Consider the following 25,361-nt stretch of genomic DNA (forward strand, 5'->3'; position numbering starts at 1 on the left):
CAATTTACCATTTTTTAAACGACTGACAAGGTATTTTTTCTCTGCCTAATTCCTTCCCTTATCCCTAGTAAAAATCACTACCTAACTTTCATTTGTTTTTAATAATTTTAAGAACTCTAGTCGCTTTGTTCATTTTCCTTTTTGGGGACGATGTACACAGCATAAAAAAAAAGAAAGCCATGAAAAAAAGAATGTTATTCCTCGTCTTAGGATGCAGTGCGCTTTTAGCTGTATGCTCCTGCGACCAACGCAAAGAATACCTTAGTGCGGATACTGCAGCAAGTTCAGCATTAGCTGATTCTCCTTCCGTGCAAAAATCAGAAGGTCAACAAGCGATAGCGCGCAAAATAATCAAAAATGGCAATATCCGTTTCGAGACTTCCCATGCACTAGAAACGCGCAAAGAGATTACTGCTAATTTAACTCGGTATCAAGGGTATCTTGCCCAAGACAATGCCGAAACTTACGGCAACCGCATTACCTATACGCTCACCTTACGCGTTCCGGCAGAAAATTTTGAGTTGCTTCTTGCCTCTATTTCAACTACCGCAAAAAAAATAGAACAACAAGATGTTCAAGCCACAGATGTAACGGAAGAATTTATCGATGTTGAATCGCGTCTACACACGAAAAAAGAGTTGGAAAACCGCTATAAAGCCTTATTAAACAAAGCGAATAAAATAGAGGAAATCTTGGCAATTGAAAAAGAAATCGAAGCCTTGAGATCGGATATTGAGTCGTATGAAGGTCGATTAAACTACTTAAAAAACAGTGTGGCTTATAGCACACTTACCGTTGTATTTTACGAAAAAACACAACCTACAACAACAGCATTTGGTTCTGAATTTTTGACGGCATTTAAAGAAGGTTGGAGCAATCTCGTTTCCTTTACTTTAGGGTTGTTTTACATTTGGCCTTTTATTCTTATCACGTTGGGAGTTTTATACCTCGTTAGACGCCGTATAAAACGTAGAAAAAACAAAAAAAATGAAGCTTCTGCCTAGAAACAGAAAAACAAAGACAATTTAAATATAGTTTCACGCGCAAAAATTGCACATATCTAAATATTACTTATTTTTGTTGTCACAACTGATAAACTTAAGAATATTATGAAACCAGATTTATTTCAGGCACCCGATTACTATCTTTTAGATGATTTGCTTACAGAAGAGCACAAATTGATTCGCGATGCAGCGAGAGCATGGGTAAAAAAAGAAGTATCTCCAATTATTGAAGAATATGCTCAAAAAGCAGAATTCCCAAAACAAATCATCAAAGGTTTAGGTGAAATTGGAGGATTTGGTCCTTATATTCCAACAGAATACGGAGGAGCAGGATTAGACCAAATTTCGTATGGTTTACTTATGCAAGAAATTGAAAGAGGTGATTCAGGTGTACGTTCAACATCATCTGTACAATCATCTTTAGTAATGTATCCGATTTGGAAATACGGTAACGAAGAACAACGCAATAAATACTTACCCAAATTAGCAACTGGAGAAATGATCGGTTGTTTTGGTTTAACGGAGCCTGACCATGGTTCAAACCCTGGGGGGATGATCACCAACTTCAAAGATATGGGTGATCACTACCTATTAAACGGAGCTAAGATGTGGATTTCAAATGCACCTTTCGCTGATATCGCTGTAGTTTGGGCGAAAAACGAAGAAGGTAGAATTCACGGATTAATCGTAGAAAGAGGAATGGAAGGTTTCACAACACCTGAAACCCATAACAAATGGTCATTAAGAGCTTCTGCAACAGGAGAGCTTATTTTTGACAACGTAAAAGTTCCTAAAGAAAACTTATTACCTAACAAATCAGGATTAGGAGCACCTCTAGGATGTTTAGATTCTGCACGTTACGGAATTGCTTGGGGAGCTATTGGAGCAGCGATGGATTGTTATGATACGGCTTTGCGTTACTCAAAAGAGCGCATCCAATTTGACAAACCGATCGGAGCTACACAATTACAACAAAAGAAATTAGCAGAGATGATCACTGAAATCACCAAAGCACAATTATTAACTTGGCGTTTAGGTGTTTTGAGAAATGAAGGAAGAGCAACAACAGCACAGATTTCTATGGCAAAACGCAACAACGTAGCGATGGCATTAGAAATTGCACGTGATGCACGTCAAATGTTAGGAGGTATGGGTATCACAGGTGAGTATTCAATTATGCGTCACATGATGAACCTTGAATCAGTTGTAACATATGAAGGAACACATGACATTCACTTGTTAATTACAGGTATGGATGTCACAGGATTTCCTGCATTCAAGTAGTCTAGCTTATAACAAAATAGATAAACTTTATATAAAGAGCTTCTCCTTACCGAGAAGCTTTTTTATTTTTGTACAAATACTTTACCCATTATGAACATTCAAACCGTCAATCAGCTCCTTACGCCAGAGCGTCAGGCATTATTAGAGCATCCTTTATATCAAAAAATAACTACAATTGCTCATCTACAACAATTTATGGAAGGGCATGTGTATGCGGTATGGGATTTTATGTCTTTACTCAAAGCCCTACAACAAAAGCTAACGTGTACAACTACACCTTGGTTTGCTTCGCCTTACCCACAGACGCGTTATTTAATCAACGAAATTGTCTTAGCAGAAGAATCAGACCTCGCCATGGATGGACAGCGCTTAAGCCACTTCGAAATGTATGTAGACGCCATGCAAGGGGCGCAAGCTGATACTCAAACAATTGCTAATTTCCTCCAACAACTTCAAGAAGGTACAACCATTGCTCAAGCCATTGCAGAACTAGCAGTTGATCAAGATATCAAAGACTTTTTAACCTTTACATTTGATGTGATTGCACAAGGAAAACCACATGAAATCGCCGCTGCCTTCACATTTGGTCGCGAGGATTTAATTCCCGATATGTTCACAGAAATCTTAAAAGGGTTTCAACTTAACTTTCCCGAAACAGACTTGTCAAAATTAATTTATTACTTTGAGCGTCATATCGAATTAGATGGAGATGAGCATGGACCGATGGCGATGCAAATGATCAGTGAACTATGTGGTACGGAGGAGCAAAAATGGCAAGATGTCATTCGCGTATCCAAAGAAGCCTTAGTAAAACGATATGGCTTATGGAATGCGATTGAGCGAGCTATCGAAACAAATTAATTAATCTAACATATAAAAACACAAGGCTATGAGTCCATTAAAAGGAAAAAATGCAATTATCACAGGTGGTGGTAGAGGATTAGGAAAGGCTACAGCACTTGCCTTTGCAAAAGAAGGAATTAACGTGGCAATCACCGGTAGAAACGAAGAACGCCTCAAACAAACAGTAGAAGAACTAACAGCACTAGGAGTAAAAGCCACATATGCCGTATTTGATGTAGTAGATAAAGCAGCTACACATACAGCAATTGCTAAAGTAATCGATCGCTTAGGAGGTGTAGATATTTTGGTAAACAATGCGGGAATTTCAGAATTTGGAAAATTTACAGACATGCCTGCGGATCGTTGGGAAGAAATCTTACTAACCAATGTCATGGGAGTGTACAATGTAACGCGTGAGGTGTTACCTCATTTACTTGCAAAAAACGAAGGTGACATCTTCAATGTTGCCTCAACTGCAGGCTTAAATGGAAATCCATCAACCTCTGCGTATTCAGCATCTAAATTCGCTGTCATTGGTTTATCAGAGTCTTTAATGAAAGAGGTGCGAAAAAACAATATTCGCGTGTGTACCTTAACACCAAGTACGATAGCATCCGATATGTCGATTGAGTTAGGTCTAACGGATGGTAATCCCGATCACATCTTACAACCAGAAGATTTTGCAGAACTACTTGTAGCGACCTTAAAGCTACCGAGAAGAGCCCTGTTAAAAACAGCCTCTTTATGGACGACAAATCCAGTATAACAGATAAAAAAGCTACCTTTGGGATAGCTTTTTTTTTATCCATTTTTTTTTCGCCGCGAATTATAATTGACAATATGTTAGTACATTTGTACACGTTTTTATATGATATAAATCTATGGTTCGCAAACTTATACGCTTTATTTTTAAGCTTGTGTTGTGGTTCTTTGCGTTAAGCATTCTTTCCGTTATTTTTTTTCGTTTTGTTCCAATCCCCTACACCCCTTTAATGTTTATACGCTTGTATGAACAGAAGAAGGATGGTAAATCATTTAAATTGGAGCACGATTGGGTTTCTATCGACCAGATGAGTCCGAACCTACAAAAGGCGGTAATCGTCAGTGAAGACGGACACTTTTTGAGTCACAATGGATTTGACTTCAAAGCGATTGAAAAGGCGATGAAAAACAACGAAAAAGGCAAGCGCATCAAAGGAGGAAGTACAATTTCCCAACAAACGGCTAAGAACGTTTTTCTATGGCCAGGTCGAAGTTACATTCGCAAGGGTTTTGAGGCTTATTTCACGGTGCTAATTGAATTATTCTGGTCTAAAGAACGCATCTTAGAAGTTTACCTCAACAGTATTGAGATGGGAGATGGTGTTTACGGTGCAGAAGCGGCGGCTCAACATTGGTATAAGAAGAGTGCAGCTAAGCTTAGCGTACAAGAAGCGGCGGGTTTGGCGGTAATCTTACCCAGTCCGAGACGCTATAATCCGGTACAGTCAGGCCCTTATGTAAGCAAGAGAAAGCAGACCATCGCCAAATACATCAAGGGATATGGCCCTTTGGATTTAAAAGGCAAAAAGAAATAAACCTTTACATTTTGTCCATTTTATTTCCTGTTTAGCTAGATTTTTTATAACTTTAATCAAACTTAAATATTTTTGTTATGAAAAAAATTGTATTATCATTAGCTATTGGTGGATTGTTATTTGCTACATCTTGTAAAGAGAATAAATCGGAACCTACAGAAACGGATACTCTTCCAGCAACTGAATTAACAGAGGCAAAGTCGGAAGCTGAGGTTCAATTTGAAGAGGCAAAACAAGCACTTGAAGAGGCAGTAAAAAGTGGAGACAAAGCAGCTGAAGAAGCAGCTAGAAAAACGCTAGACGAGGCACAAAAAGCATGGGAGGCTACAAAAGCTAAAACAGAAGAAGTAGTGAACCAAGTTGGTGAAAAAACAGAAGAATTAAAAGAGGAAGCTGCAAAATCACTTGAGGAGGCCAAAGGAAAAGTAAAAGACCTTAAAGAAGAGGCCAAAGAAACAAAAGAAAATGTAAATGACGCCGCAAAAGAAGCGCAAAAAGGCTTGGAAAATGCAGCAGATAAACTGAAAAAATAAACCGATAAAGGATCTGGAAACAGGTCCTTTTTTTATGTATTCCTTTTAAAAAAAATCGAACTTTTTTAAGATTGAAATCAATTTTATCATTTATTTATCACCCAAATTTAGGGTACTTTCTCCCTTTTTCGTACCTTGTAAAGAACTAAAAATCAAACACTATGAAAACAAACATTGGTCTAAAAGACGACGTAAGACAAAAAATAACTGACATTCTCGCTCGATTATTAGCAGATGAATTTGTGCTTTATACGAAAACGAGAAACGCACATTACAACGTAGAAGGCATTGACTTTCATTCGATGCATTTATTCTTTCAAACACAATACGAAGCTACCATTGTGGACGTAGATGCTATTGCAGAGCGAATTCGCCACTTAGGACATTACGCACCTAGCAGCTTAAAAGAATACCTTGCCTTAACTCAACTAGCTGAATCTAGAGATAATGCAGGCAACGACAGTGCCTCATGGATTAAGGATCTATGCAAGGATCACGAAGCGATTATCATCTATTTGAGAGAAAATATTGATGGTATTGACGATATGCACGATCAAGGAACTGCAGATTTCTTAACTGGATTATTAGAAAAACACGAAGAAGCAGCATGGATGCTACGCGCACATATCAAGTAATTTTCAATTCTATACTTATTGTAGAGGTTTGTCTTCAAAAGGCAAACCTTTTTTTGTTATTTTTACGGTCAACCCAGAACAAAACAGAAAAATGAAACGATTGATTATGCTTGGAGCTCTAATTTTATTACAGCTAGCATGCACCACACCTAAAACAGAAAAAGACAAAGCCCTTATATTTCAAAAAAGTTTGAATAAAGAATTTTCCGACAAGGAAACTTCACCTCTTGTACCTGATGCCTTAAAAAAATTTAAAGGACTTGATTTTTTCCCTGTAAATGAACGTTTTATCATCGAAGCTACATTCAAGCGCACGCCAGATGAATTGCCCTTTGAAATGCCAACCACGACAGAACGCAAACCAATTTACGTCAAGTATGGGGAAGCTACTTTTAGTCTAAATGGCAAACAGCAAACCTTAGCTCTTTTCCAAGACATTAATCTTCGTAATCAAAAAGAGTACGAGAAACACCTCTTCCTTCCTTTTACGGATCTAACTTCAGGTGTTAGTACCTATGGAGGTGGACGCTATATTGATTTAGAAATACCCGAAGGAGACTTAATTATTTTAAATTTTAATTTGGCTTATAATCCATATTGTGTGTATAACCCAAAATTTTCCTGTCCAATTCCACCGGAACAAAATTTCATTAATGCAGAAATCAACGCGGGCATTAAAGATTACAAATACAACTAATAAAAAACCTCATCCAAAGTAGATGAGGTTTTTTTTGTGGTCATAGGAACCGATTATTTTAATTTCTTTACTCCCATATTGTACAAAGTAAAAGCTTGTAAGTCAACATGCTCTTGAATTTGTTGTGCAATTGATTTACCCGCACCATGTCCAGCATTGGTTTCAATGCGGATCAGCATTGGATTTTGTCCTTTGTCTTTTGCCTGTAATTCAGCAGCAAATTTAAAGCTGTGTGCAGGAACAACACGATCATCGTGATCACCAGTTGTCACCATTGTTGCAGGATAATTTTCTTCTTTTACATTATGTAAAGGAGAGTATCCTTTTAAGTACTCAAACATTTCTTTGCTATCTTCTGCTGTACCGTAATCATACGCCCATCCAGCTCCTGCAGTAAACGTATGGTAACGCAACATATCCAACACACCCACTGCAGGTAGAGCGACTTTCATTAAGTCAGGACGTTGTGTCATTGTTGCTCCAACTAATAACCCTCCATTTGATCCACCTTTGATTGCTAAGAAGTCTGATGACGTGTATTTATTGTCAATTAGGTATTGCGCTGCTGCAATGAAATCGTCAAACACATTTTGCTTTTGCAATTTTGTTCCAGCCACATGCCATGCTTTACCATATTCACCACCTCCTCTAAGGTTTGGCACTGCATACACTCCACCGTTTTCTAACCAAATTGCATTAGCAATACTAAATGAAGGCGTTAAGCTAATATTGAACCCTCCATAAGCATATAGCATAGTCGGGTTTTTACCGTTCAGTTCGATTCCTTTTTTGTACGTAATAATCATTGGAACTTTTGTTCCATCTTTTGACGTATAGAATACTTGTTTCGATTCATACTGCGTAGCATCGAATTTTACTTTTGGTTGTTCATATACGTTTGAAGCTCCTTCTTTTACATCTAACGCATAGATCGTACCTGGCGTGATGTAGTTAGTGAAAGAATAATACAAGGTTGTATCTTCTTTTTTACCACTAAATCCACTTGCTGTTCCAATCCCTGGCAATTCGATTGTTCTCACTTCTTTACCGCTATAGTCATACTGTTTTACCATAGAAACAGCGTCTTTCAAATAGCTAGCAAAAATGAATCCTCCACCTTTTGTTGGAGACAATACATTTTCGGTTTCAGCAATAAAATCAGTCCAATTTGCTTGTTGTGGTTTCGTCACATCTGCCGTTACTACACGTGAGTTAGGTGCTTTAAAATCAGTTACAATATACAGCTTACCGTCTTTACTATCTAATACACCGTTACTACTGTCAAAATTGCTAACCAACGTTACGATTGGACTATTTGCTTTCGTCAAATCTTTGATGTACAATTCATTTCCGTAGGTTGAGTTAGCTGCAGTAATCACTAAATACTGATTATCACCTGTTACGTAACCACCTACATATCTTCTCTTTTGATCTTTACCAAAAATTAAGGCATCTTCTTTTTGAGCTGTTCCTAATTTGTGGTAGTATAACTTGTGTTGATCCGTTTTAGCAGACAACTCACTTCCTTGTGGTTTGTCATAGCTTGAGTAGTAGAATCCTTCATTTTTATACCAAGAAACACCACTAAACTTCACATCTACTAAAGCATCGCCAATTGTTTCTTTTGTTTCCGTATCGATCACGATCACCTTTCTCCAGTCACTTCCTCCTTCAGAAATAGCGTAAGCAGCCTTACTTCCGTCTTCAGAGAAATCAATACTTCCTAAAGAAGTTGTTCCATCCGTAGAAAACTTGTTAGGATCTAAGAATACTTCCTCTTTTCCTGCTTCGTCTTTACGATACAAAATGGATTGATTTTGCAATCCATCATTTTTGAAAAAATACGTGTATTTTCCTTCTTTAAATGGCGCACCAATTTTCTCATAATTCCATGCTTCTTCCATTTGTTTTTTCAGTTGATCTCTAAATGGAATTTGAGCTAAATAACCGTAAGTTACTTCATTCTGTGCTTTAACCCAAGCTGCAGTTTCTTCGGAACGGTCATCTTCTAACCAGCGATAAGGGTCAGCTACTTCAACCTCGAAGTAAGTATCTACTACCTCTCCTTTTTTCGTTTCAGGATATTGAATATCCGCCACCTGTTCCTTTGCTCCTTCATTTTTACATGAAATAATCAAAGTTGCTACAAGAAGTGTCATAAACGATTTTCTCATAATAAATAATTCTGTTTTAAAATTTCTGTGAAAGTAAATATATTAATAATAAATGCAAAAGCAAGGCATTACACCTTGCTTTCTACAAATATAAACCAATTAAGGCGGCTACTTAATGGGCGTGATTGTGATCCTCGTGATCGTGATCGTGATCACCGTCTCCTGCTCCACTTGGTACTATTTCGATATTTCTAAACACCATGGTTTGGTTTCCTGCTTTGTCTAATACTTTTACAGCAAAATGATATTTCCCTGGTGTTGCATTTTCTGCAATAACAATTTCATGATGGTGAATTTGATCATTCTTTACTCCTCCTAAATCCCAAGTATTATTATACGCAAATGGCTTTGTTTCTGCCAGCGCTTTTATTGCATGGGTATGGTTTTCACCAGAGTGATCGTGTCCATTAAAATTATTGTGTATATCCACATTATACGATCCCAATCCTTCGTTATCGGAAACGATCATATCAAAATGAATGTCTTTTCCTGCTTCTAATTTAGCGCCTTCTTTTGGGGCAACTAAATCAACTACTGGTTTTTCTGTATCGGTATTATCATCACTTGAACATGAAGTGAACGCGAATAAACTTGCAATCGAAACTGCTGCTAAATATTGTATTTTTTTCATTGTTTAAAATTTAAATGTTCTTGTTGATCTTCTTTTGTTGTTGTTTCCTTTTCATACTTTCACGGTCTTGGTGGTCCACGATTAAAGTAAAACCAAGCAGGAAGCTGTTCAACAATTTCACTTGGGATTAATACAACGGTAGTATAACGAATTAGTGGGACGAGCTCAATATGTGATTCTGGCACTTCAATGGCCGGGTGAATCTTACCTAAGTCTTGATCGCAGTAGTGAATTTTACTACCATCAACCCACTCTAAACCTCGATTTCGCTTTCCAAACTCATGTTCAATGATAACATAGTGCAGTAAGTTGCTAATCAGTGGAACGAAAAATATAACCACTAAAGCGAAGTACCTACTAACACCCTTGTTAGTTTGCTTCATTAAAAGGGTATTTGAATCATTAATTGGATGGATCTACCTAATTCTGGAATGCCTAATGGTCGATAAAAACTCATGTGATTTAGTATTTTGGCATCCAAGATATTCGTTGCTGTCAAACTGGTTTTGGCTTCTATCTTACCCAATCGGAGCGTTGAGGAGATTCCCATTCCATAACTCTGCGAGCTTGGAGTTACCTCTTCTCCCTGTGCAATTCGCTTTTGTTCAGCATACCATTTACCGTTTACAAACACCTCCGTTTGGTGAAACATTTTCCAATCGTTAAGGGTATAGCTCAGCTGTCCAAATAAATTGGCAGGTGTTGAAAAGGGCAACGGATAATTTCCTTTTTTTCCGTTGTCTATTTGTTTGTTGTAAATAAACTCAAACACTCCCTCTACCTGTAGGCGATTCCAAAAGCGCTTCTCAGCTTTCCACTCAAAGCCTGTAATTAAGGCCTTCGATTGGGTGTATTCATAGATTTGTCCGCTATCCGGCAGAATAGAGAACGTACCTGTAGGTTTTAGGAAGATGTAATTCGAAAAATAATACGCATAAGGGCTCAGTGTAGTACTGAAGGTTTCCGTTTTAACCGTTGCTCGAAAATCAAGGGCTATTCCCTTTTCAGGATCCAAGTTTGGATTTCCCTTTTCATGGCGAAAGGCTCCGTGATGTACCCCATTAGAGGCTAATTCAATTGCGGTAGGAAAGCGAAAATTCGTTCCTATTGTTCCTGCGATATTCACGCGTTCAGACCAGTCAAACTTTGCACCAATCATTCCATTAAAACTACTAAAATCGCGATTTTGTTTTACACTTCGCTGTGCATAATTCCCTGCAGTTACAGTAGTTTGTCCTTTTTCAATGAGATAATCATAGAGGATCTCATCGTAAAACGGTTTCACGTGTATACTGGCATAATCTGCTCGAACACCTGCTTCCCAAGTAAATCGATCATTGACAAAATATTCATACATCCCAAAAGCACCTACACCGAATTTATTGAACTTCGGCAACAAAAAGCCATACCCTCCAATCGTGTTATTTTGGTAATTCTGTTGAATGCCCACGGTAAGTTTGTGTTCATTCGAAAAGATGTGCTCATATTTAACAGCGGCATCGAACGTATTTAAGACAAATTCCAACTCTACGTTCGGATTAGTTGCCGGTGGCGACTGATTAGAGAAATGCGAGTGAAACAAGCTGTTTTCTTGTCTTTTATTATTTTGAAAAGCCAATAAAACACTTATTTTTTGATTGGCAGACAAATCCCAAGTTGCCGTATTCGTCACTTTAAAGTGATTCACGGATTGGTTGGGTAGTTCAATATTTCTGTGGTTTCCATCATCCTGTACTGCTTCTATATTGGGAATTCCATGAGCTCCTGGAAAAAAACCACTTTTATCGAAGACATTGCTAATACTCAAAATATTTTTAAAATTAGCCTCAACATACCCTAACTGTCCGTAAAGCGCTATGTTTTTGCCGGCTGTATTTTTCATTCGCTCTCCATAGATGGGAATGATTGTATTGAGGTAATCAATTTGCTTAATAGGCACGCGATAGTCTGCGTAATCCTGTCCTGTTACCTTTAGTTTATAGAAAAAACGCTCTCCTCGTTGCTTAACTTGAACCGAAGCTCCGACTGCATCATTGACTGATTTCCCGTAAACGATTGCCTTTCCATCGAAGCTGTGTACTTGTGGGATCTTTTCGTTGTTAATTTTAATCACTCCACCAATGGCGTCACTACCATATTCAATTGCACCAACCCCTTTAATTACTTCTACCTCTTCTGTACTCAAGGCATCGATTTCTAAACCGTGATCGGCGCCCCATTGCTGTCCTTCTTGTTTTGCTCCATTTTCCGCAACGGCCACCCGATTAAAACCTAAACCGCGAATAACAGGCTTAGATGCTCCTGCACCGATATCCATTGCATTAACTCCAGCGACCGATTCTAGCGTTTTCGCTAGTGATCCTGCAAATTTTTCTACCAATTGTTGATTCGATACTTTATCGACATGTTGAACGGAGTGTTTCCCTTGGCTAGAGACAACCACTTGATTCAAGACCGTTGAACTGTCTTTGAGGTGTAAGTCTAACTCTTGATCCCCTCGTACCTCTAATGCGAGGGTTAATGTTTCATAACCAAGATAAGAAACGGTCAATGCGTAAGAACCTGGAGGAAGGGGTTTCGATTGGAACTTTCCTTTGGCATCAGTCATAAAGGCCTGATCCCCTAACGCAATCGTTGCACCCAGTAAAGTTTCTCCGTGATAATCTGATACTCTTCCCTTGATTGTATAGGATTGTGCATGCAGGTTTAGCGCGCATAACAGCACCATCCATGTACATAGAATTTTCATTGTAGTAGGTATGTTTAATTAATAAAAAACTGCCTGTACAGCAAGTGAACGGGCTAAAAATCTAAAAAATTAAACGAATACTGGAGGGGCTCGAAGGGAGTAATAAACGTGAGAAAGTGGAGTAAACAATAACGTCATCTCCTCTTGAACCTGTTGGATGGTTTGATAGGCAATCCCTTGCCATTCCATATAAACGGGTTCTAATCCTGAAGTAGGAATACTATCACAAACAAAACAGTGATCGACATGCCCGTGGTCTTCGATAAACTGGGCACTGTTATTGTTTCCACGACCTTCTGTATAATGTGCATGTGTACGGTGTTCACTTTCATAAGCCACCGCAGTAGAAATGTGTTGATAGCTGTGTACCAATTGAAATACAGTGGTAAACATAAAAGCTACCACAAGTAATATCCTTGCTATCATTTTTTTTCTACTCATACGTGGACAAATATAGTATAGATTCTTTAGTTAGCCATTTTTTTTGTATTTTTTTATCGTTTTACGTCCTATTCTTTGCTTTTTTTCTTATTCATGACCGAAAAAGAAGAAGGTCATCCCTAGCACGTAGATTGCGTTTCCTGCATCGAATTTAATTAAAATGTAGGATATACACTTCTAAAAACCGTTCCTTTTACCATTTCACAACAATTTCTTCACCTCTGCTATACACTGATCAAATAAAACCATCCAAGAACATCTACTAAATTTTAGCCAAAAAAACCTTTTTGTGAATCTAAAAGAATCGTATTCTCTATTATAAAGGGAAAAAGTTGTAAATTATTCTCAATTAAATAAGAGAATCGAAGCCATACTAAAGAAAACTCTTTTACAAAATGAAGCTTATTATACGATTTAAATATCTCATATTTAACAATTAATACATTTTTATAAAACAAAATTATCTTAACATTAAAATAATAAGCCATAAAGCTTTTTTATCTTTGTGTTTCGTCTTAATCTGAACGCAATGAAGAGTAAGTTACTAGGTAGCATTTTAATTATTGCAGGCTCCTCCATTGGTGGGGGAATGCTTGCCATGCCAATAACATCCGCTGGTGTTGGTTTTTTGGGAACCACTGTACTACTAGGTGTTATTTGGTTTGCCATGTGCTATACCGCCTTACTTATGGTTGATTTATACGATTACAACGATCCAACGGATGGATTTAACAGTCTCACCAAAAAATACGCAGGTTCCTTTATTAATAAACTAGCTGGATTTAGTTTAATGTTTTTAATTTACGGATTAACGGCGGCTTATATGTCAGGAGGAGGAACGATTATCAAGACAAATCTGGATCTTTTGTTTGACGTGAACTTTGACAATCGCATTGCAATTTTACTCTTTTCACTTGTATTTAGTGGCATCGTTATTATTGGAACGCATTGGGTAGATTGGTTAACACGAGGGTTGTTTATTGCCAAACTCCTCTTTTTGGTACTGCTCGTTGCCTTATTGTTTCCCTTTATACGCCAAGTCAATCTCTTACACAGTCCCATTTCCATTGGACTAACGATAACAGCCATACCTGCTATTTTTACTTCCTTTGGTTTTCATGGAAGCATTCCCAGTATTGTCAGCTATCTCAATGGAGATAAGAAACTGCTTAAACGCGCTTTTATTCTAGGAAGCTTACTTCCTTTAGTTATCTATCTTATTTGGCAAATTGTCGTATTGGGTAGCTTAGATCAAACGCGATTCATGCAAATTCTAAACGAGAATGCGGAATTAAAAGGACTTATCCTAAGTGTTCGAGAGATGTCTCACTCACCTCACGTCGAAACACTGTTCAGTTTATTCGCTGCTACAGCATTAGGTACTTCATTTTTAGGGGTTAGCATTGGATTATTCGACTACTATAAGGATGTGCTGCAAAAGAAATCATCGGCCTGGTTTAGGACAAGTGCAGCTGGCTTATTGACATTTATTCCACCGTTGCTATTTGCTTTGTTTTATCCTGAGGGATTTATTCTTGCCTTGGGTTATGCGGCAATAGCGGGAGTTATTCTCGCTTTGTTCATTCCTCAATATTTATACATCAAAGCGATGGCCTATCACCAAAAAAGAATTAGTCTTAGACAAGGTACCCTGCTAACGCTGATCTTCATTCTTGCCGGGATCATTGTCTATGCGCAGATAACCATAGCCTTACAACACTAAGATAAATACACTATAAAAACACCCTCCCACCATGAAAAATACAACCGCTCTAGTTTTACTGTTGGTTTCTTTGGGCAGTTTACCCTCCTATGGGCAAATGGAACCTCAACAAACCAATGATTCACTAGAAAAGAAAAAGTTTTTTGAACGGATTATCCACTACTTTGAAGAAGCTAAGAAAGATAAGTCACAGAGCAAGTTTGATATTTCCTTTATTGGTGGCCCAAGTTATTCTGTGGACACGAAGTTGGGACTAGGCTTAATTGCCTCGGGTTTATATCGTCTTGATCGAGCGGACAGCGAACTATCGCCCTCCAACGTTTCCCTTTACACCAACATCACAACGAGCGGTTTCTTCTCTATTGGAATGGAAAACAACACCATCTTTCCCGATGATAAGTACAGAATCAATGCGGATATGTCTTTTACCTATATGCCTAGTAAATACTACGGCATGGGATATGAGGCTGGAGCGACAGGGAATTATTCGGAATACAACGAATATCGCTTATCGTTAAAAGCTGATTTCTTAGCGGAAGTTGTCCCTAATGGATATGTTGGATTGACCTTTTCTGCTAAAAATCTTCGCGCTAGTGATTTTGAGATTAAGGAGTTTCAACCCGATGAAAACCTAACGACAACTTTAGTTGGTGGAGGATTTATCTTTTCTTATGACACCCGTGATTTTGTTCCCAATCCCTACAAAGGGCTCTTTTTACAATATCAACAGACGTTTTACTCGCGTACTTTAGGAAGCAATATACACCTTAGCCAGATTGAAACCACAGCAAGATATTACAAACGTCTAACACCTAAAAGTATCTTAGCTTTTGATTTTAACGGTGTTTTCAACAATGGAGACGTTCCTTGGAACATGCTGGCGCAAATTGGTGGACCTAGACAAATGCGCGGTTATCTTACAGGGCAATATCGCGACCGAAAAGAGTTAAATACACAAGTAGAACTACGCCAAAAGATATACAATCGCCACGGAATAGTACTCTGGGGCGGCGTTGGAAATGTTTTTAAAAAATTCAGCAGTTTCAATTGGAACGAAACCTTACCTACCTATGGGGTAGGATATCGATGGGAATTTAAAAATCGCGTCAACATCCGTTTTGATTACGGTATTGCGCGAGGACAAAGTGGCTTTTATTTCAATATTAATGAAGCCTTTTAAAAACAATTTTTATGCGTGAAAAACTACAGCGAAGAAACCTATTGAAACGAATTGGGTATAATTCTAGTATTCTATTCTGTATTTACTTGTTCGTACATATGGTTCCAACCTTTTATTTTACAGCATTTCAACCGCTGAATCTCTTGGGGCGAATCACCGTATTTGTATTCCCATTGAGCTTGTACCTCCTCGTATTTTCACTGTTTAAAAATATAGGCCGTACACAGGTGCTCTTATTTCCTGTTTTATTTATTCACGCTTTTCAAATTGTGTTATTCTACCTTTTTGGAGAGGATGTCATTGCTGTTGATATGTATTTAAATGTCGCCACAACAAATGCAACAGAAATTACAGAACTACTAGGGAGCTTACTTCCTTCAATCGCCTTTGTTTGTCTGCTCTATATTCCTGCTCTTATTTGGGCCATTCTACAATGGAAAAGAAAAATTTACTTGCCTAAGGTGTTTAGACATCGGGCGTTTAACATTGGCGTTTTACTTTTCTTCAGCTCGTTCGTACTGTCTTTAGGTGCTCAAAATAAAAACAGAGAAGCTTTTGCTTTTACCGTTGACGTATACCCCATCAATGCGTATTACAATCTTCATTTTGCTATCGATAAATGGAAAAAGGTCAATGCCTATCCTCAAACGTCTAAGAACTTCGTATTTGAAGCTACTAAAATACCCCAAGACAGTGTGCGTCAGATTATCCTACTTGTTGTAGGGGAAACAGGACGAGCACACAATTGGCAGTTATATGGGTATGATCGCCCAACTAATCCTCTTTTATCGAAGCAAAAACACCTCATCCAATATGAAGATGCTTTAACCCAATCGAACACCACACACAAAAGTGTATCGATGATTTTATCCGATGTCAATGCGGCCAACTACCGAGATATCTACTATAGAAAGGGAATAGCACAGGCCTTTAAAGAAGCGGGGTTCACAACGATTTGTTTGTCCAATCAATCCGAAAACAATTCGTTTATTGAGTACTTTACCAAAGAGGCTGATATTTATAAGACCATCCGAACAACAGATAGCAAAACACGATTAACTGTGAATCATCCCGATGAGGAACTAATTCCTCTTATGACAGAATTGATTGAACAACAACCTGGTAATCTCTTTATTATTTTACACAGCTACGGTTCTCATTTCAATTACAAAGAACGCTATCCAAAAGCCTTTCGACAATTTACACCAGATAATCTAACAGCAGTAAGTCGCAGACAAAAAGAACAATTGGTCAACACCTATGACAATAGTATCTTGTACACTGACTACTTCCTTTCCTCCACACTGGATGCCTTGCAGTCTGTTGATGCACAGACTATGTTGTTATACACATCCGATCACGGAGAAGATTTATTTGACGATGATCGAGGTTTGTTTTTACATTCCTCTCCTACTCCGTCGTATTACCAATTGCATATTCCCTTTTTCTTGTGGTTTTCTGATGCGTATATCGATGCGCATCCGACACAATATGAATTGGCAAAAAACCGATACAGAGATCCAATTAACACCCAGGTGATTTTTCACACCTTACTCGATGCAGCGGCGATACAAACTCCTTATTTAAAACCGGAACACTCCCTAGTTAATCCGCAATTTCATGCTGTACCGCGCTTGTATCTAAACGATCACGACTTAGCAGTTCCGTATCAAAAAATGAATTTGAAAAAAGAAGATTTTGAACAAATCGAAAAACTTAATTTAAAAAAATAAAAATATGAAGACTTATTTGCGCCTGATTTCCTTTATGGTTTGCTTTTTGTTATCCACGAGTCTTTGGGCCCAAAAGGAGCGATTTGAACCTCTTCCTTTTGGAAATATGAACCAATGGCAAGTACGAGAAATCAAAGAATCTCTTCTCATTGGTGGAAATACGCGTTATCTCTACGCTATTAATGACAGCAAAGACACCTTAAAAAACAATACCCCTTATAAAAATTTGCGCTCCCCTTGGGCTACTTCTTCGGTACTTGCCGTTGTAAGTGGTATTACAAAGGGCAGTGTAACTGTTTTTCCAGAAAAGAGAGGAACAGGATTTGCTGCGCGTTTGGAGACAAAAGTAGAACGAGTAAAAGTACTAGGAGTCATCAACATCAATGTATTGGCGAGTGGAACCATTTTCTTAGGGGAAATGATTGAACCCATTACAGATACGAAAAATCCACAAAGCAAACTTGTAACAGGAATTCCCTTTACTCAAAAACCAAAGGCCTTACAGTTTGACTATAAAGTAAGCACGGGAGGTACTTCAAGTCGAGTAAACGGCATGGGAAAAGGAAGCGTTTTAAACCAAAAAGACAAGGCTGAAATTCGCATTTTATTGCAAAACAGATGGGAAGACAAGGATGGAAAAGTACATGCAAAACGCGTGGGAACCGCTTGGTTAAACTTAACAGAAAGCGAAAAAGAGTGGAAGAATAACTTTCAGCTCAACATCCACTACGGCGATGTTAGTCACCAGCCCATCTACCAAAAAGAAATGGCACTGCGTACAGGAGAATTTACTGATTATACTCGCAATAGCAAAGGACAAATGACAGAAATTCTAGAAGAAGGTTGGGGAACTGCCCATGATCCCGTTACCCATCTTATTGTTCAATTTTCTTCCAGTAACGGGGGAGCCTACATTGGAAATGAAAATAGCAGGCTGTGGATTGACAATGTGGGGTTAGTATATGAATAGGGAGACGGTTAACAGTTGACGGTTAACGGTTAACAACTTACGGTTGACGGTTGACGGTTAACGGTTAACGGTTAACAACTTACGGTTGACGGTTGACGGTTTGCTGTAAACCGTCAACCGTAAACTGTAAACCAAAATACTATCTTTCTCCTGCTTTTGGATCTTCACCAAACTCATTTGGTCCTACAGTTCCTTCAAGAATAGCAAAATAAAGGACAACTAAAGCACCGATTCCTGTTAAACCTAACAACATCCACCATCCACTTTTTCCAGTATCGTGTAAACGACGAGCTAAAAGCCCTAATGAAGGTATTAAAACAGCTAAGCTATACAATGTTCCTACATAACCAAAGCTTCCTAAAATGCGATCTACAATTCCTAAAATAATAGAGATAATCACACTCACTAAGGTAAATGACCAATATTCTTTACGTCTTACACGTCCATTAAAATCAGTATAGTGATTTTTTAAAACGTTGATAAAATTCTCTTTTAATGTGGTAAAATTCAGTTCCATCACAATCAATTTTTTAATTTTTATAGGACGAAGGTAAACTTCTTTCTTTAAAAAAAAGAAAAAAAATGCAAAAGATCACTATAAATAGGGAGTAATAAAAAAGAAGGTGTTTCTGTTGTAAACAAAAAAAGACATCACGAAGGATGTCTTTAGTACTACAATGATCTAATATTATTTTTTTCTAATACTGTCATGGCTGTGTGTTTCAATGCCATCATTCCACAGGGTAAGGATGTCTGTTGCAACAGCGGCGCCACTTCCAGCTGCAATAGCAAGTTGACTGCGATGTCCCGCTAATGTACCTGCTACATAAATCCCTTCGGCAACAAGGTGATCTATATTTTTTAATTGCACTCTATTCTTTGTTGGTATTGATTTTTTGTGGGGCTCCACATAATCCATCAATCCTTCAATTGCGAATGTTGCACTAGAATTAATAGCGACAACCAGTACTCGCGCCAAATAGTTGGATTTATTCGTTTCTACAGTAAACAATTGATCGTAATTTCTCGTGACTTTGTTTACTTTTTCTCCTTCTATTTGGGTGATGTTAGCATAGATTTGCAAATTTTCTTTCGCTTGGGTAAGTAAATCACTTCCTAAAGTTCCTGGTTGAATACCAAATGCATTATTAAACACTGCATCTTGTAACATACTGCCTTTTTGATGCATGATAATCCCTACATTTTTACCCTCCATGAAGGCTTTTTTTTCGGCACTACCAAGGATCTGGGCACAAGAAACTCCGGACACTCCTCCTCCAATAATCAAAACATCATAAACCAACATGTTGATCTATTTTGTTTTTTCGTCAATTAACTTTGAAGTTCTGTAAATCAACAGAATACAAACAGCACATAAAAGTGCTACAATACCAATTAAAGCAATTAAGCTATTTCCTTGAAATAAGTTATTAAAATCAAGCATTGTGATATTTAATACAATTAAGGCAACAACAAATGCAATAATAATGTAACTGAATATTTTCATTATTTCTCAAAAGATTTTAATTCAATTCTTCGAAAGTACAAAATAAAAACCATCTAGAGAATGCTTTAACATTACCGCTAGATAATTTAACAGCCCCTAATTAGCGTCAAAAAAGGAGAAAAGTCCATTTGATTCCTAAAAATGCCAATGCATGCCCCTATACCAAAAACTTTTTATCGGTTGATTTTTAACTAATTTAGGTGTGTCTATTTTTTCACTAATTAAAAGTCATTGCGTAAGGATGTCTTTCTATACGAGCAATTTAGTTTGATTATAAAATAGAAGTTGAAGAAATGGAAAGAAGAAACATCCGAGAAAGATTTGTAATTTTGTGCGCTTAAAAATTATCAACATGTTTCAAATCGGTCAAGCCTTAGTATCTGAGGATATTTTAGAAAAAGAATTTGTTTGCAACCTAACAGCCTGTAAAGGGCAATGTTGCATTGATGGAGATGCGGGTGCACCTGTAGAGAAGGAAGAGACGGTTATTTTAGATGCAATCTTTGAAACGGTAAAACCTTATTTACGTCCAGAAGGCGTAGCAGCCATTGAGCAACAAGGCACGTACATTATTGGTGAAGATGGAGAATACGAAACGCCATTGATTCACGGTGGTGAATGTGCTTATGTTATCTACGACAACGGGATGGCGTTATGTGGAATTGAGAAAGCCTATTTAGAACAAAAGATAGATTGGAAAAAACCTATTTCTTGCCATCTATATCCGATTCGAATTAAGGAATATTCTTCTTTTTCAGCAGTTAACTACCACAAATGGCATATTTGCAGCGATGCTTGTGCTTTGGGAAAAGAGTTAGAAGTTCCTGTATACAAGTTTTTAAAAGATCCTTTAACTCGCAAATACGGTTCTGCATGGTATGAAGAACTGGAATTGGTTGCCAAAGAATACTATAAAAAATAAAGTTATTTCAAATATAGGGTCTGTTGTCCATAGTCGAGAATTGCTTGACCTAATCCAAAAACATCAGACCCTACAATTCCGTGAACATTTTTTGTTTTATACTCTGTCAGTGCAGTATTGACGTGACTTAAATCCAACAAGACAAAATTGAAATTGTTTTTTTTCCATCTTCCCATTTGGATTTCATTATTGTAAGACACTTGTGTCATCATGCCATTTGCTCCTGCACCAGAGGCCCTAGTTTCTGATTCTGAAGCAATTAAACCAAAATAAGAAGCTTGTTCAAAATCAATACAACTGTTTGAGGCTCCTGTATCTAGGATAAAATCGCCCCATATTCCATTTACTTTTACACGTACAAAAAGGTGGTTTGTTCGCGCTATCTTGAAGCGAATTTGCTTATAGCGCTCTTTTTTTAACCAATCTTTATAGTTTTCCATCAATTAAGTTTAGTTTTAATACTTTTTATAAGGTACTTTTGTAGTTTGAAAGATACTACTTTGTAGAATATTACCAAAGCATGATTTTTACCGACACTCATACCCATCTGTATTCAGATGCATTTGCAGAAGATCGCAAAGAAACAATAAATCGCGCAATAACAAATGGAGTTACGCGTTTTTTTATACCTGCCATTGATTCGAGCTACGCACAAGCGATGTTTGATTTGGAGGCAGCGTTTCCGGATTGCATCTTTTTAATGATGGGCTTGCATCCCACGGATGTAAAGCCAGAGACGTATAAAGCGGAGCTCGCTTTTGTAGAGAAAGAGTTGGCAAGACGCAAGTATTACGCTGTTGGTGAAATTGGAGTAGATTTATACTGGGATAAGACAACGTTGTCTATTCAGCAAGAGGCTTTTCAACATCAAATTCAGCTTGCTAAAAAGTATGATCTTCCCATCAACATTCATTGTAGAGAGGCTTTTGATGAAGTATTTGAAGTTTTGGAACTCGAGAAAGGAAAAGACCTCCGGGGTATTTTTCACTGTTTTTCGGGAACGAAGGAACAAGCAGAACAAGCCATCAGCTATAACCTAAAATTGGGGATCGGAGGTGTAGCAACCTTTAAAAATGGAAAGATTGATCAGTTTTTACATAAAATACCGTTAGATCATATCGTATTAGAAACTGATTCTCCGTATCTTGCACCAGTCCCTTTTAGAGGAAAAAGAAACGAAAGTGCCTATATTTTGAACATTGCTGAAAAGCTAGCCGAATTATATGCACTTCCTTTAGAAACAATTGCCGACCAAACCACAGCCAATTCAAAAGCTGTTTTTGGAGTTTAATTGTATGAGATAGAAAAACATAACATTTCAGTTTACATAAATATTTAAAACACTAATGTCTAAGTTTGATTCAATACGCCATTATCACGACCATGAAGTCAATGAGGTCTTACAAAAGATCTCTAAACATCCCATGGTTAAAGCGTTAATGGGTTTTACTTTTCCAAATAAAACCGAACAGGAATGGATGGAAGATTTGAGTAAAGTAACCTCAATTCAGCAATTTCAAGAAGAATTTGCCTATCATTCTATTCGTCGAATCTTAGAAAAGAGTTCCAATGGACTTTCGACGTCTGGTTTTGAGAAATTAGAAAAAGATACTGCTTACTTATATATATCGAATCACCGTGACATTATTATGGACACGTCTTTATTGAACGTTACCTTAAAAGATCACGGTCTGACGATGACGGCTTCTGCTATTGGGGATAACTTAGTACAGAAATCGTTTCTATTGGCTTTGGCCAAGGTAAACCGCAACTTTTTGGTGCGCAGAAAACTAACCCCTAGAGAGCTTTTAGAAAGCTCTCGTTTAATGTCCGAATACATTCACAATTTAATTGTAGAGGAGAATCGTTCCGTTTGGATTGCCCAACGTGAAGGACGCACCAAAGATGGAAACGATGCTACCAATACAGGGGTATTGAAAATGATCGGTATGGATTCTGGGGAAGAGAATTTGATGGATTACTTCAAGCAATTGAAGATTGTTCCCGTTTCTATCTCGTATGAATACGATCCAACGGATGCCTTAAAAATGCCTCAGCTATTGGCTATTGCCAATAACGAGACTTATATCAAAGAGAAAAACGAAGATTTCGTCAACTTATACAGTGGGATCATCGGTCAGAAAAAGGGAATACACATCCACATTGGCGATATCATTGATACAGAATTGGATCAAATTAAAGCCATTGCAGATAAACCAAATAAGCAATTACAAGCTTTAGCTCAAGTCATTGACCACTCAATTATCACCAATTACCACTTGTGGCCAACCAACTATATCGCGTATGATATTTTGCATCAGACCACTAAATTTGCTGATCGCTATAGCGAAAAAGAACGACAATTATTTGAGCGTCGTTTAGAGCTACGTGTCAACAAACAGGAGCAAAAAGTGGTGGATAACTTTTTAGCTATGTATGCAAATCCAGTAGTTAACAAATTAAAGTTACAGGATGAATACTAAACCTTCTATTCTACTCATTTATACGGGTGGTACCATTGGTATGGTTAAGGATTTTAAAACGGGTGCTTTGCGCGCGTTTAACTTTGATCAATTGGTGGAGCGCATTCCAGAATTACATTTGTTGGATTGTGCCATAGAGACCTATTCGTTTGAAGTGCCGATTGACTCCTCCGATATGCAACCAGATTTATGGGTTCAGATGGCTAGTATTGTAGAAGACAATTACGATCGCTTTGATGGTTTTGTTATTTTACACGGCTCTGATACAATGTCTTATTCTGCCTCAGCTTTGAGTTTTATGTTGGAAAACATCCACAAGCCTGTTATTCTAACAGGATCTCAACTGCCTATTGGCGATTTGCGGACGGACGCCAAAGAAAATTTAATTACAGCCATTCAGATTGCAGCACTACAAGAAAACAACACCCCTGTTATTCAAGAGGTTTGTTTGTATTTCGAGTATAAATTATACCGCGGTAATCGCACCTCTAAAGTCAGTGCGGAACTGTTTAATGCATTTACGTCTCCCAATGTTCCACATTTGGCAGAATCAGGCGTAAATTTGCGCATCAACCATTCGTTATTGTTGCAAAAACCGTTATCTTTGCCGCTGACTGTTCACAAAAACATGTCACGTCATGTGATGATCTTGCGTTTATTCCCAGGGATTCAACAACAAGTTTTGGAAGCTATTTTGGCCATTCCTAATTTAGAGGGAATCATCTTGGAGACGTACGGTGCAGGAAATGCTCCAACAGAACCTTGGTTTTTAGAGACGTTGCGTTGTGCAACCCAAAAGGGATTAAAGATTGTCAATGTAACGCAATGTTCGAGCGGTAGTGTGATGATGGGAAAATACGAAACAAGTACGGAACTCAAAGAGATAGGCGTTATTTCAGGTAAAGATATTACTACAGAGGCCGCTATTACGAAATTGATGTACTTATTGGCGCAACCCAATATTGAAGATTTTAAACTCGCTTTTGAAACGCCTATTTGCGGCGAAATGGAAGCTTAAGATAAAAAGAGAGGTGGCCGAGTGGTCGAAGGCGCACGCCTGGAAAGTGTGTATACGGCAACGTATCGAGGGTTCGAATCCCTTCCTCTCTGCAATAAACACTGATAATTAATCAGTTAAAGTATAAACACCCAATTTTACACCCAAAAATGTAAAGTTGGGTTTTTTATTCATCATCATCAATTAGTTTCAACTTCAATAAAATATCTTTTTTAAATTTACTCATTGGTTTTTTATAAAAATCTTTTTCTTGAATTTCTGTACCAAAGTGCATTCTATATACATCTGATGTTTTGAAAGAATTTAATTTAGGAAAACTATTCTTTAATATTTTTAAATAATTTTCTCCATAAGCTCTTTTTAAATCTATAATATCTAATAGTTCTGGCAAGTGTCCATTATACATCTGGTCAATCTTAAGTTTTTTTACCGTTTTCAATAAAGCAGAATTGTTATGTGAACTTTTAGCTATGATTTTATACCCACCTATTTCTTTATGATGATAGTATGTATAATAAAAAGAATCATCATTATTCCATTCCATATATGGATGACAATATTCATCTGGCCTTAATACACTATCACTCTTTACAGATGAATTACAACTGCCGCAAGACGGTATCAAATTATAAAAAGACACCTGAAGCAATGGGAATTTAGATTGAGGATACCAGTGATCATATTGAGGACACAAAAGTGTACCGTCATCATCACTACGATGCACTAATATATAATCTCTATTACAGTACGTACAAGCACGCATATTTAACATTTCTGCCATTTTGTATGAGCTATATGTTCTATTAGGTTTCCAGCTCTTAAAATCAATGTAATTGAAAATTAAATTTAACTCTTTATAAATAGAAAAAAGATCTGTATAACCCGATTTAGAAAAATTATTTCTAATATACTCTCTAGTATTGCCATTAATTATTCCGAAGGGTCTCTGATCGCTTAAAATATAATCCTCGAATTCTTCATTTACTATATATAATTCATTAGGTTTTCCTTTCAAGATAATTGAAAGACGTATTTCACCTAATTGAATTGAATTTGCTAAAATGAAATCTCGGATTCTTTGATTAATATCATATATATCCGTACCCTGCGTAATTCTCCTATCAGATAACATATCTGAAAAATTGGAGTTTTCTTTTTGAATACTTTTTACTCTATAACGTATATAATCATTGAGAACTCCAAAGTGTAATTCGCAAGCTTCTTTAAGATTTGGTAACTGTAATAAATTGTACATAA

26 protein-coding genes and 1 tRNA gene are annotated in these 25,361 nt (G+C 37.4%); 17 read left to right on the top strand and 10 right to left on the bottom strand.

What is annotated here, in order from left to right; genetic code table 11:
• Positions 1–179 precede the first annotated feature (179 nt).
• From ACPDG9_RS03170 to ACPDG9_RS03205, 8 genes are all read left to right on the top strand, one after another.
• Positions 180–1,004 (top strand): DUF4349 domain-containing protein, encoded by an 825-nt coding sequence (locus ACPDG9_RS03170; protein WP_430526362.1) that lies wholly within the window; start codon positions 180–182, stop codon positions 1,002–1,004.
• 105 nt (positions 1,005–1,109) lie between these two features.
• Complete coding sequence (locus tag ACPDG9_RS03175; protein WP_430526363.1) at positions 1,110–2,288, top strand: acyl-CoA dehydrogenase family protein; 1,179 nt, start codon at positions 1,110–1,112, stop codon at positions 2,286–2,288.
• A gap of 90 nt (positions 2,289–2,378) precedes the next feature.
• A complete protein-coding gene (locus ACPDG9_RS03180) occupies positions 2,379–3,149 on the top strand; it encodes a DUF3050 domain-containing protein (RefSeq protein ID WP_430526364.1) in 771 nt (256 codons plus the stop codon).
• A 28-nt stretch (positions 3,150–3,177) separates the two neighbouring features.
• Positions 3,178–3,897 (top strand): 3-ketoacyl-ACP reductase, encoded by a 720-nt coding sequence (locus ACPDG9_RS03185; RefSeq protein ID WP_430526365.1) that lies wholly within the window; start codon positions 3,178–3,180, stop codon positions 3,895–3,897.
• A gap of 115 nt (positions 3,898–4,012) precedes the next feature.
• Positions 4,013–4,708 (top strand): monofunctional biosynthetic peptidoglycan transglycosylase, encoded by a 696-nt coding sequence (gene mtgA / locus ACPDG9_RS03190; protein ID WP_430526366.1) that lies wholly within the window; start codon positions 4,013–4,015, stop codon positions 4,706–4,708.
• A gap of 77 nt (positions 4,709–4,785) precedes the next feature.
• Positions 4,786–5,241, top strand: coding sequence for a hypothetical protein (locus ACPDG9_RS03195; RefSeq protein ID WP_430526367.1), 456 nt, complete (start codon positions 4,786–4,788; stop codon positions 5,239–5,241).
• 161 nt (positions 5,242–5,402) lie between these two features.
• Positions 5,403–5,876, top strand: coding sequence for a Dps family protein (locus ACPDG9_RS03200; protein ID WP_430526368.1), 474 nt, complete (start codon positions 5,403–5,405; stop codon positions 5,874–5,876).
• Between the two features lie 106 nt (positions 5,877–5,982).
• Positions 5,983–6,573: a DUF1684 domain-containing protein gene (locus tag ACPDG9_RS03205; RefSeq protein ID WP_430526395.1), complete on the top strand. Its 591-nt coding sequence runs from the start codon at positions 5,983–5,985 to the stop codon at positions 6,571–6,573.
• A gap of 53 nt (positions 6,574–6,626) precedes the next feature.
• Here ACPDG9_RS03205 and ACPDG9_RS03210 read toward each other — a convergent pair whose 3' ends face one another.
• The 5 genes from ACPDG9_RS03210 to ACPDG9_RS03230 form a co-directional block, all read right to left on the bottom strand.
• Positions 6,627–8,747, bottom strand: a complete 2,121-nt coding sequence (locus ACPDG9_RS03210) for a prolyl oligopeptidase family serine peptidase (RefSeq protein ID WP_430526369.1) — start codon at positions 8,745–8,747, stop codon at positions 6,627–6,629.
• A gap of 112 nt (positions 8,748–8,859) precedes the next feature.
• Positions 8,860–9,378 carry a DUF4625 domain-containing protein gene (locus ACPDG9_RS03215; protein WP_430526370.1) on the bottom strand — a complete coding sequence of 173 codons (519 nt, stop codon included), beginning with the start codon at positions 9,376–9,378 and terminating at the stop codon, positions 8,860–8,862.
• Positions 9,379–9,437: 59 nt separating this feature from the next.
• Complete coding sequence (locus ACPDG9_RS03220; protein WP_430526371.1) at positions 9,438–9,719, bottom strand: hypothetical protein; 282 nt, start codon at positions 9,717–9,719, stop codon at positions 9,438–9,440.
• A 41-nt stretch (positions 9,720–9,760) separates the two neighbouring features.
• Positions 9,761–12,127, bottom strand: coding sequence for a TonB-dependent receptor (locus tag ACPDG9_RS03225; protein ID WP_430526372.1), 2,367 nt, complete (start codon positions 12,125–12,127; stop codon positions 9,761–9,763).
• Positions 12,128–12,196: 69 nt separating this feature from the next.
• Positions 12,197–12,553, bottom strand: coding sequence for a DUF2946 family protein (locus ACPDG9_RS03230; RefSeq protein ID WP_430526373.1), 357 nt, complete (start codon positions 12,551–12,553; stop codon positions 12,197–12,199).
• A gap of 544 nt (positions 12,554–13,097) precedes the next feature.
• On the opposite strand from ACPDG9_RS03230, the gene ACPDG9_RS03235 reads away from it, so the two are divergent.
• Genes ACPDG9_RS03235 through ACPDG9_RS03250 form a run of 4 tightly spaced genes read left to right on the top strand, consistent with a single transcriptional unit; the run spans position 13,098 to position 18,174 of the window.
• Positions 13,098–14,291 carry an aromatic amino acid transport family protein gene (locus ACPDG9_RS03235; protein WP_430526374.1) on the top strand — a complete coding sequence of 398 codons (1,194 nt, stop codon included), beginning with the start codon at positions 13,098–13,100 and terminating at the stop codon, positions 14,289–14,291.
• A 31-nt stretch (positions 14,292–14,322) separates the two neighbouring features.
• Positions 14,323–15,471, top strand: a complete 1,149-nt coding sequence (locus ACPDG9_RS03240) for a BamA/TamA family outer membrane protein (protein WP_430526375.1) — start codon at positions 14,323–14,325, stop codon at positions 15,469–15,471.
• An 11-nt stretch (positions 15,472–15,482) separates the two neighbouring features.
• The gene (locus ACPDG9_RS03245; RefSeq protein WP_430526376.1) at positions 15,483–17,204 is read left to right on the top strand and encodes a sulfatase-like hydrolase/transferase; all 1,722 of its coding nucleotides are present in this window, start codon (positions 15,483–15,485) and stop codon (positions 17,202–17,204) included.
• A 4-nt stretch (positions 17,205–17,208) separates the two neighbouring features.
• A complete protein-coding gene (locus ACPDG9_RS03250; RefSeq protein WP_430526377.1) occupies positions 17,209–18,174 on the top strand; it encodes a PCMD domain-containing protein in 966 nt (321 codons plus the stop codon).
• A gap of 139 nt (positions 18,175–18,313) precedes the next feature.
• Here ACPDG9_RS03250 and ACPDG9_RS03255 read toward each other — a convergent pair whose 3' ends face one another.
• The 3 genes from ACPDG9_RS03255 to ACPDG9_RS03265 all read right to left on the bottom strand — a co-directional run bounded on the left by ACPDG9_RS03255 (position 18,314) and on the right by ACPDG9_RS03265 (position 19,681).
• Positions 18,314–18,691: a DUF805 domain-containing protein gene (locus ACPDG9_RS03255; RefSeq protein ID WP_430526378.1), complete on the bottom strand. Its 378-nt coding sequence runs from the start codon at positions 18,689–18,691 to the stop codon at positions 18,314–18,316.
• A 171-nt stretch (positions 18,692–18,862) separates the two neighbouring features.
• On the bottom strand, positions 18,863–19,480 hold the full coding sequence (locus tag ACPDG9_RS03260) for an FAD-dependent oxidoreductase (protein WP_430526379.1): 618 nt from the start codon (positions 19,478–19,480) through the stop codon (positions 18,863–18,865).
• A 6-nt stretch (positions 19,481–19,486) separates the two neighbouring features.
• Positions 19,487–19,681 (bottom strand): hypothetical protein, encoded by a 195-nt coding sequence (locus ACPDG9_RS03265; protein ID WP_182648019.1) that lies wholly within the window; start codon positions 19,679–19,681, stop codon positions 19,487–19,489.
• 352 nt (positions 19,682–20,033) lie between these two features.
• Here ACPDG9_RS03265 and ACPDG9_RS03270 point away from each other — a divergent pair, with 352 nt between their 5' ends.
• The gene (locus tag ACPDG9_RS03270) at positions 20,034–20,603 is read left to right on the top strand and encodes a DUF3109 family protein (RefSeq protein WP_430526380.1); all 570 of its coding nucleotides are present in this window, start codon (positions 20,034–20,036) and stop codon (positions 20,601–20,603) included.
• A 2-nt stretch (positions 20,604–20,605) separates the two neighbouring features.
• On the opposite strand, the gene ACPDG9_RS03275 is transcribed toward ACPDG9_RS03270, so the two are convergent.
• The gene (locus tag ACPDG9_RS03275; protein ID WP_430526381.1) at positions 20,606–21,043 is read right to left on the bottom strand and encodes a retropepsin-like aspartic protease; all 438 of its coding nucleotides are present in this window, start codon (positions 21,041–21,043) and stop codon (positions 20,606–20,608) included.
• 80 nt (positions 21,044–21,123) lie between these two features.
• On the opposite strand from ACPDG9_RS03275, the gene ACPDG9_RS03280 reads away from it, so the two are divergent.
• The 4 genes from ACPDG9_RS03280 to ACPDG9_RS03295 all read left to right on the top strand — a co-directional run bounded on the left by ACPDG9_RS03280 (position 21,124) and on the right by ACPDG9_RS03295 (position 24,196).
• A complete protein-coding gene (locus ACPDG9_RS03280; protein WP_430526382.1) occupies positions 21,124–21,894 on the top strand; it encodes a TatD family hydrolase in 771 nt (256 codons plus the stop codon).
• 55 nt (positions 21,895–21,949) lie between these two features.
• The gene (locus ACPDG9_RS03285; RefSeq protein ID WP_430526383.1) at positions 21,950–23,086 is read left to right on the top strand and encodes a 1-acyl-sn-glycerol-3-phosphate acyltransferase; all 1,137 of its coding nucleotides are present in this window, start codon (positions 21,950–21,952) and stop codon (positions 23,084–23,086) included.
• Complete coding sequence (locus ACPDG9_RS03290; protein WP_430526384.1) at positions 23,076–24,104, top strand: asparaginase; 1,029 nt, start codon at positions 23,076–23,078, stop codon at positions 24,102–24,104. Before ACPDG9_RS03285 ends, ACPDG9_RS03290 begins: the two co-directional genes overlap by 11 nt.
• A gap of 7 nt (positions 24,105–24,111) precedes the next feature.
• A tRNA-Ser gene (locus ACPDG9_RS03295) sits at positions 24,112–24,196 on the top strand.
• A 74-nt stretch (positions 24,197–24,270) separates the two neighbouring features.
• On the opposite strand, the gene ACPDG9_RS03300 is transcribed toward ACPDG9_RS03295, so the two are convergent.
• Complete coding sequence (locus ACPDG9_RS03300) at positions 24,271–25,359, bottom strand: hypothetical protein (protein WP_430526385.1); 1,089 nt, start codon at positions 25,357–25,359, stop codon at positions 24,271–24,273.
• Positions 25,360–25,361: the final 2 nt, after the last annotated feature.

It is taken from the genome of Myroides sp. C6-3, assembly GCF_050522425.1.
In the GTDB taxonomy this organism is placed as follows: Bacteria; Bacteroidota; Bacteroidia; order Flavobacteriales; family Flavobacteriaceae; genus Flavobacterium.

What these genes read in the sequence shown, in the direction of transcription:
- ACPDG9_RS03185 (WP_430526365.1), top strand. Translation starts at nt 3,178, where the DNA reads ATGAGTCCATTAAAAGGAAAAAATGCAATTATCACAGGTGGTGGTAGA.
- ACPDG9_RS03205 (WP_430526395.1), top strand. Translation starts at nt 5,983, where the DNA reads ATGCTTGGAGCTCTAATTTTATTACAGCTAGCATGCACCACACCTAAA.
- ACPDG9_RS03210 (WP_430526369.1), bottom strand. Translation starts at nt 8,747, where the DNA reads ATGAGAAAATCGTTTATGACACTTCTTGTAGCAACTTTGATTATTTCA.
- ACPDG9_RS03200 (WP_430526368.1), top strand. Translation starts at nt 5,403, where the DNA reads ATGAAAACAAACATTGGTCTAAAAGACGACGTAAGACAAAAAATAACT.
- ACPDG9_RS03285 (WP_430526383.1), top strand. Translation starts at nt 21,950, where the DNA reads ATGTCTAAGTTTGATTCAATACGCCATTATCACGACCATGAAGTCAAT.
- ACPDG9_RS03230 (WP_430526373.1), bottom strand. Translation starts at nt 12,553, where the DNA reads ATGATAGCAAGGATATTACTTGTGGTAGCTTTTATGTTTACCACTGTA.
- ACPDG9_RS03240 (WP_430526375.1), top strand. Translation starts at nt 14,323, where the DNA reads ATGAAAAATACAACCGCTCTAGTTTTACTGTTGGTTTCTTTGGGCAGT.
- ACPDG9_RS03225 (WP_430526372.1), bottom strand. Translation starts at nt 12,127, where the DNA reads ATGAAAATTCTATGTACATGGATGGTGCTGTTATGCGCGCTAAACCTG.
- ACPDG9_RS03275 (WP_430526381.1), bottom strand. Translation starts at nt 21,043, where the DNA reads ATGGAAAACTATAAAGATTGGTTAAAAAAAGAGCGCTATAAGCAAATT.
- mtgA (WP_430526366.1), top strand. Translation starts at nt 4,013, where the DNA reads ATGGTTCGCAAACTTATACGCTTTATTTTTAAGCTTGTGTTGTGGTTC.
- ACPDG9_RS03250 (WP_430526377.1), top strand. Translation starts at nt 17,209, where the DNA reads ATGAAGACTTATTTGCGCCTGATTTCCTTTATGGTTTGCTTTTTGTTA.
- ACPDG9_RS03215 (WP_430526370.1), bottom strand. Translation starts at nt 9,378, where the DNA reads ATGAAAAAAATACAATATTTAGCAGCAGTTTCGATTGCAAGTTTATTC.
- ACPDG9_RS03270 (WP_430526380.1), top strand. Translation starts at nt 20,034, where the DNA reads ATGTTTCAAATCGGTCAAGCCTTAGTATCTGAGGATATTTTAGAAAAA.
- ACPDG9_RS03235 (WP_430526374.1), top strand. Translation starts at nt 13,098, where the DNA reads ATGAAGAGTAAGTTACTAGGTAGCATTTTAATTATTGCAGGCTCCTCC.
- ACPDG9_RS03300 (WP_430526385.1), bottom strand. Translation starts at nt 25,359, where the DNA reads ATGTACAATTTATTACAGTTACCAAATCTTAAAGAAGCTTGCGAATTA.
- ACPDG9_RS03195 (WP_430526367.1), top strand. Translation starts at nt 4,786, where the DNA reads ATGAAAAAAATTGTATTATCATTAGCTATTGGTGGATTGTTATTTGCT.
- ACPDG9_RS03280 (WP_430526382.1), top strand. Translation starts at nt 21,124, where the DNA reads ATGATTTTTACCGACACTCATACCCATCTGTATTCAGATGCATTTGCA.
- ACPDG9_RS03265 (WP_182648019.1), bottom strand. Translation starts at nt 19,681, where the DNA reads ATGAAAATATTCAGTTACATTATTATTGCATTTGTTGTTGCCTTAATT.
- ACPDG9_RS03260 (WP_430526379.1), bottom strand. Translation starts at nt 19,480, where the DNA reads ATGTTGGTTTATGATGTTTTGATTATTGGAGGAGGAGTGTCCGGAGTT.
- ACPDG9_RS03290 (WP_430526384.1), top strand. Translation starts at nt 23,076, where the DNA reads ATGAATACTAAACCTTCTATTCTACTCATTTATACGGGTGGTACCATT.
- ACPDG9_RS03175 (WP_430526363.1), top strand. Translation starts at nt 1,110, where the DNA reads ATGAAACCAGATTTATTTCAGGCACCCGATTACTATCTTTTAGATGAT.
- ACPDG9_RS03180 (WP_430526364.1), top strand. Translation starts at nt 2,379, where the DNA reads ATGAACATTCAAACCGTCAATCAGCTCCTTACGCCAGAGCGTCAGGCA.
- ACPDG9_RS03255 (WP_430526378.1), bottom strand. Translation starts at nt 18,691, where the DNA reads ATGGAACTGAATTTTACCACATTAAAAGAGAATTTTATCAACGTTTTA.
- ACPDG9_RS03170 (WP_430526362.1), top strand. Translation starts at nt 180, where the DNA reads ATGAAAAAAAGAATGTTATTCCTCGTCTTAGGATGCAGTGCGCTTTTA.
- ACPDG9_RS03245 (WP_430526376.1), top strand. Translation starts at nt 15,483, where the DNA reads ATGCGTGAAAAACTACAGCGAAGAAACCTATTGAAACGAATTGGGTAT.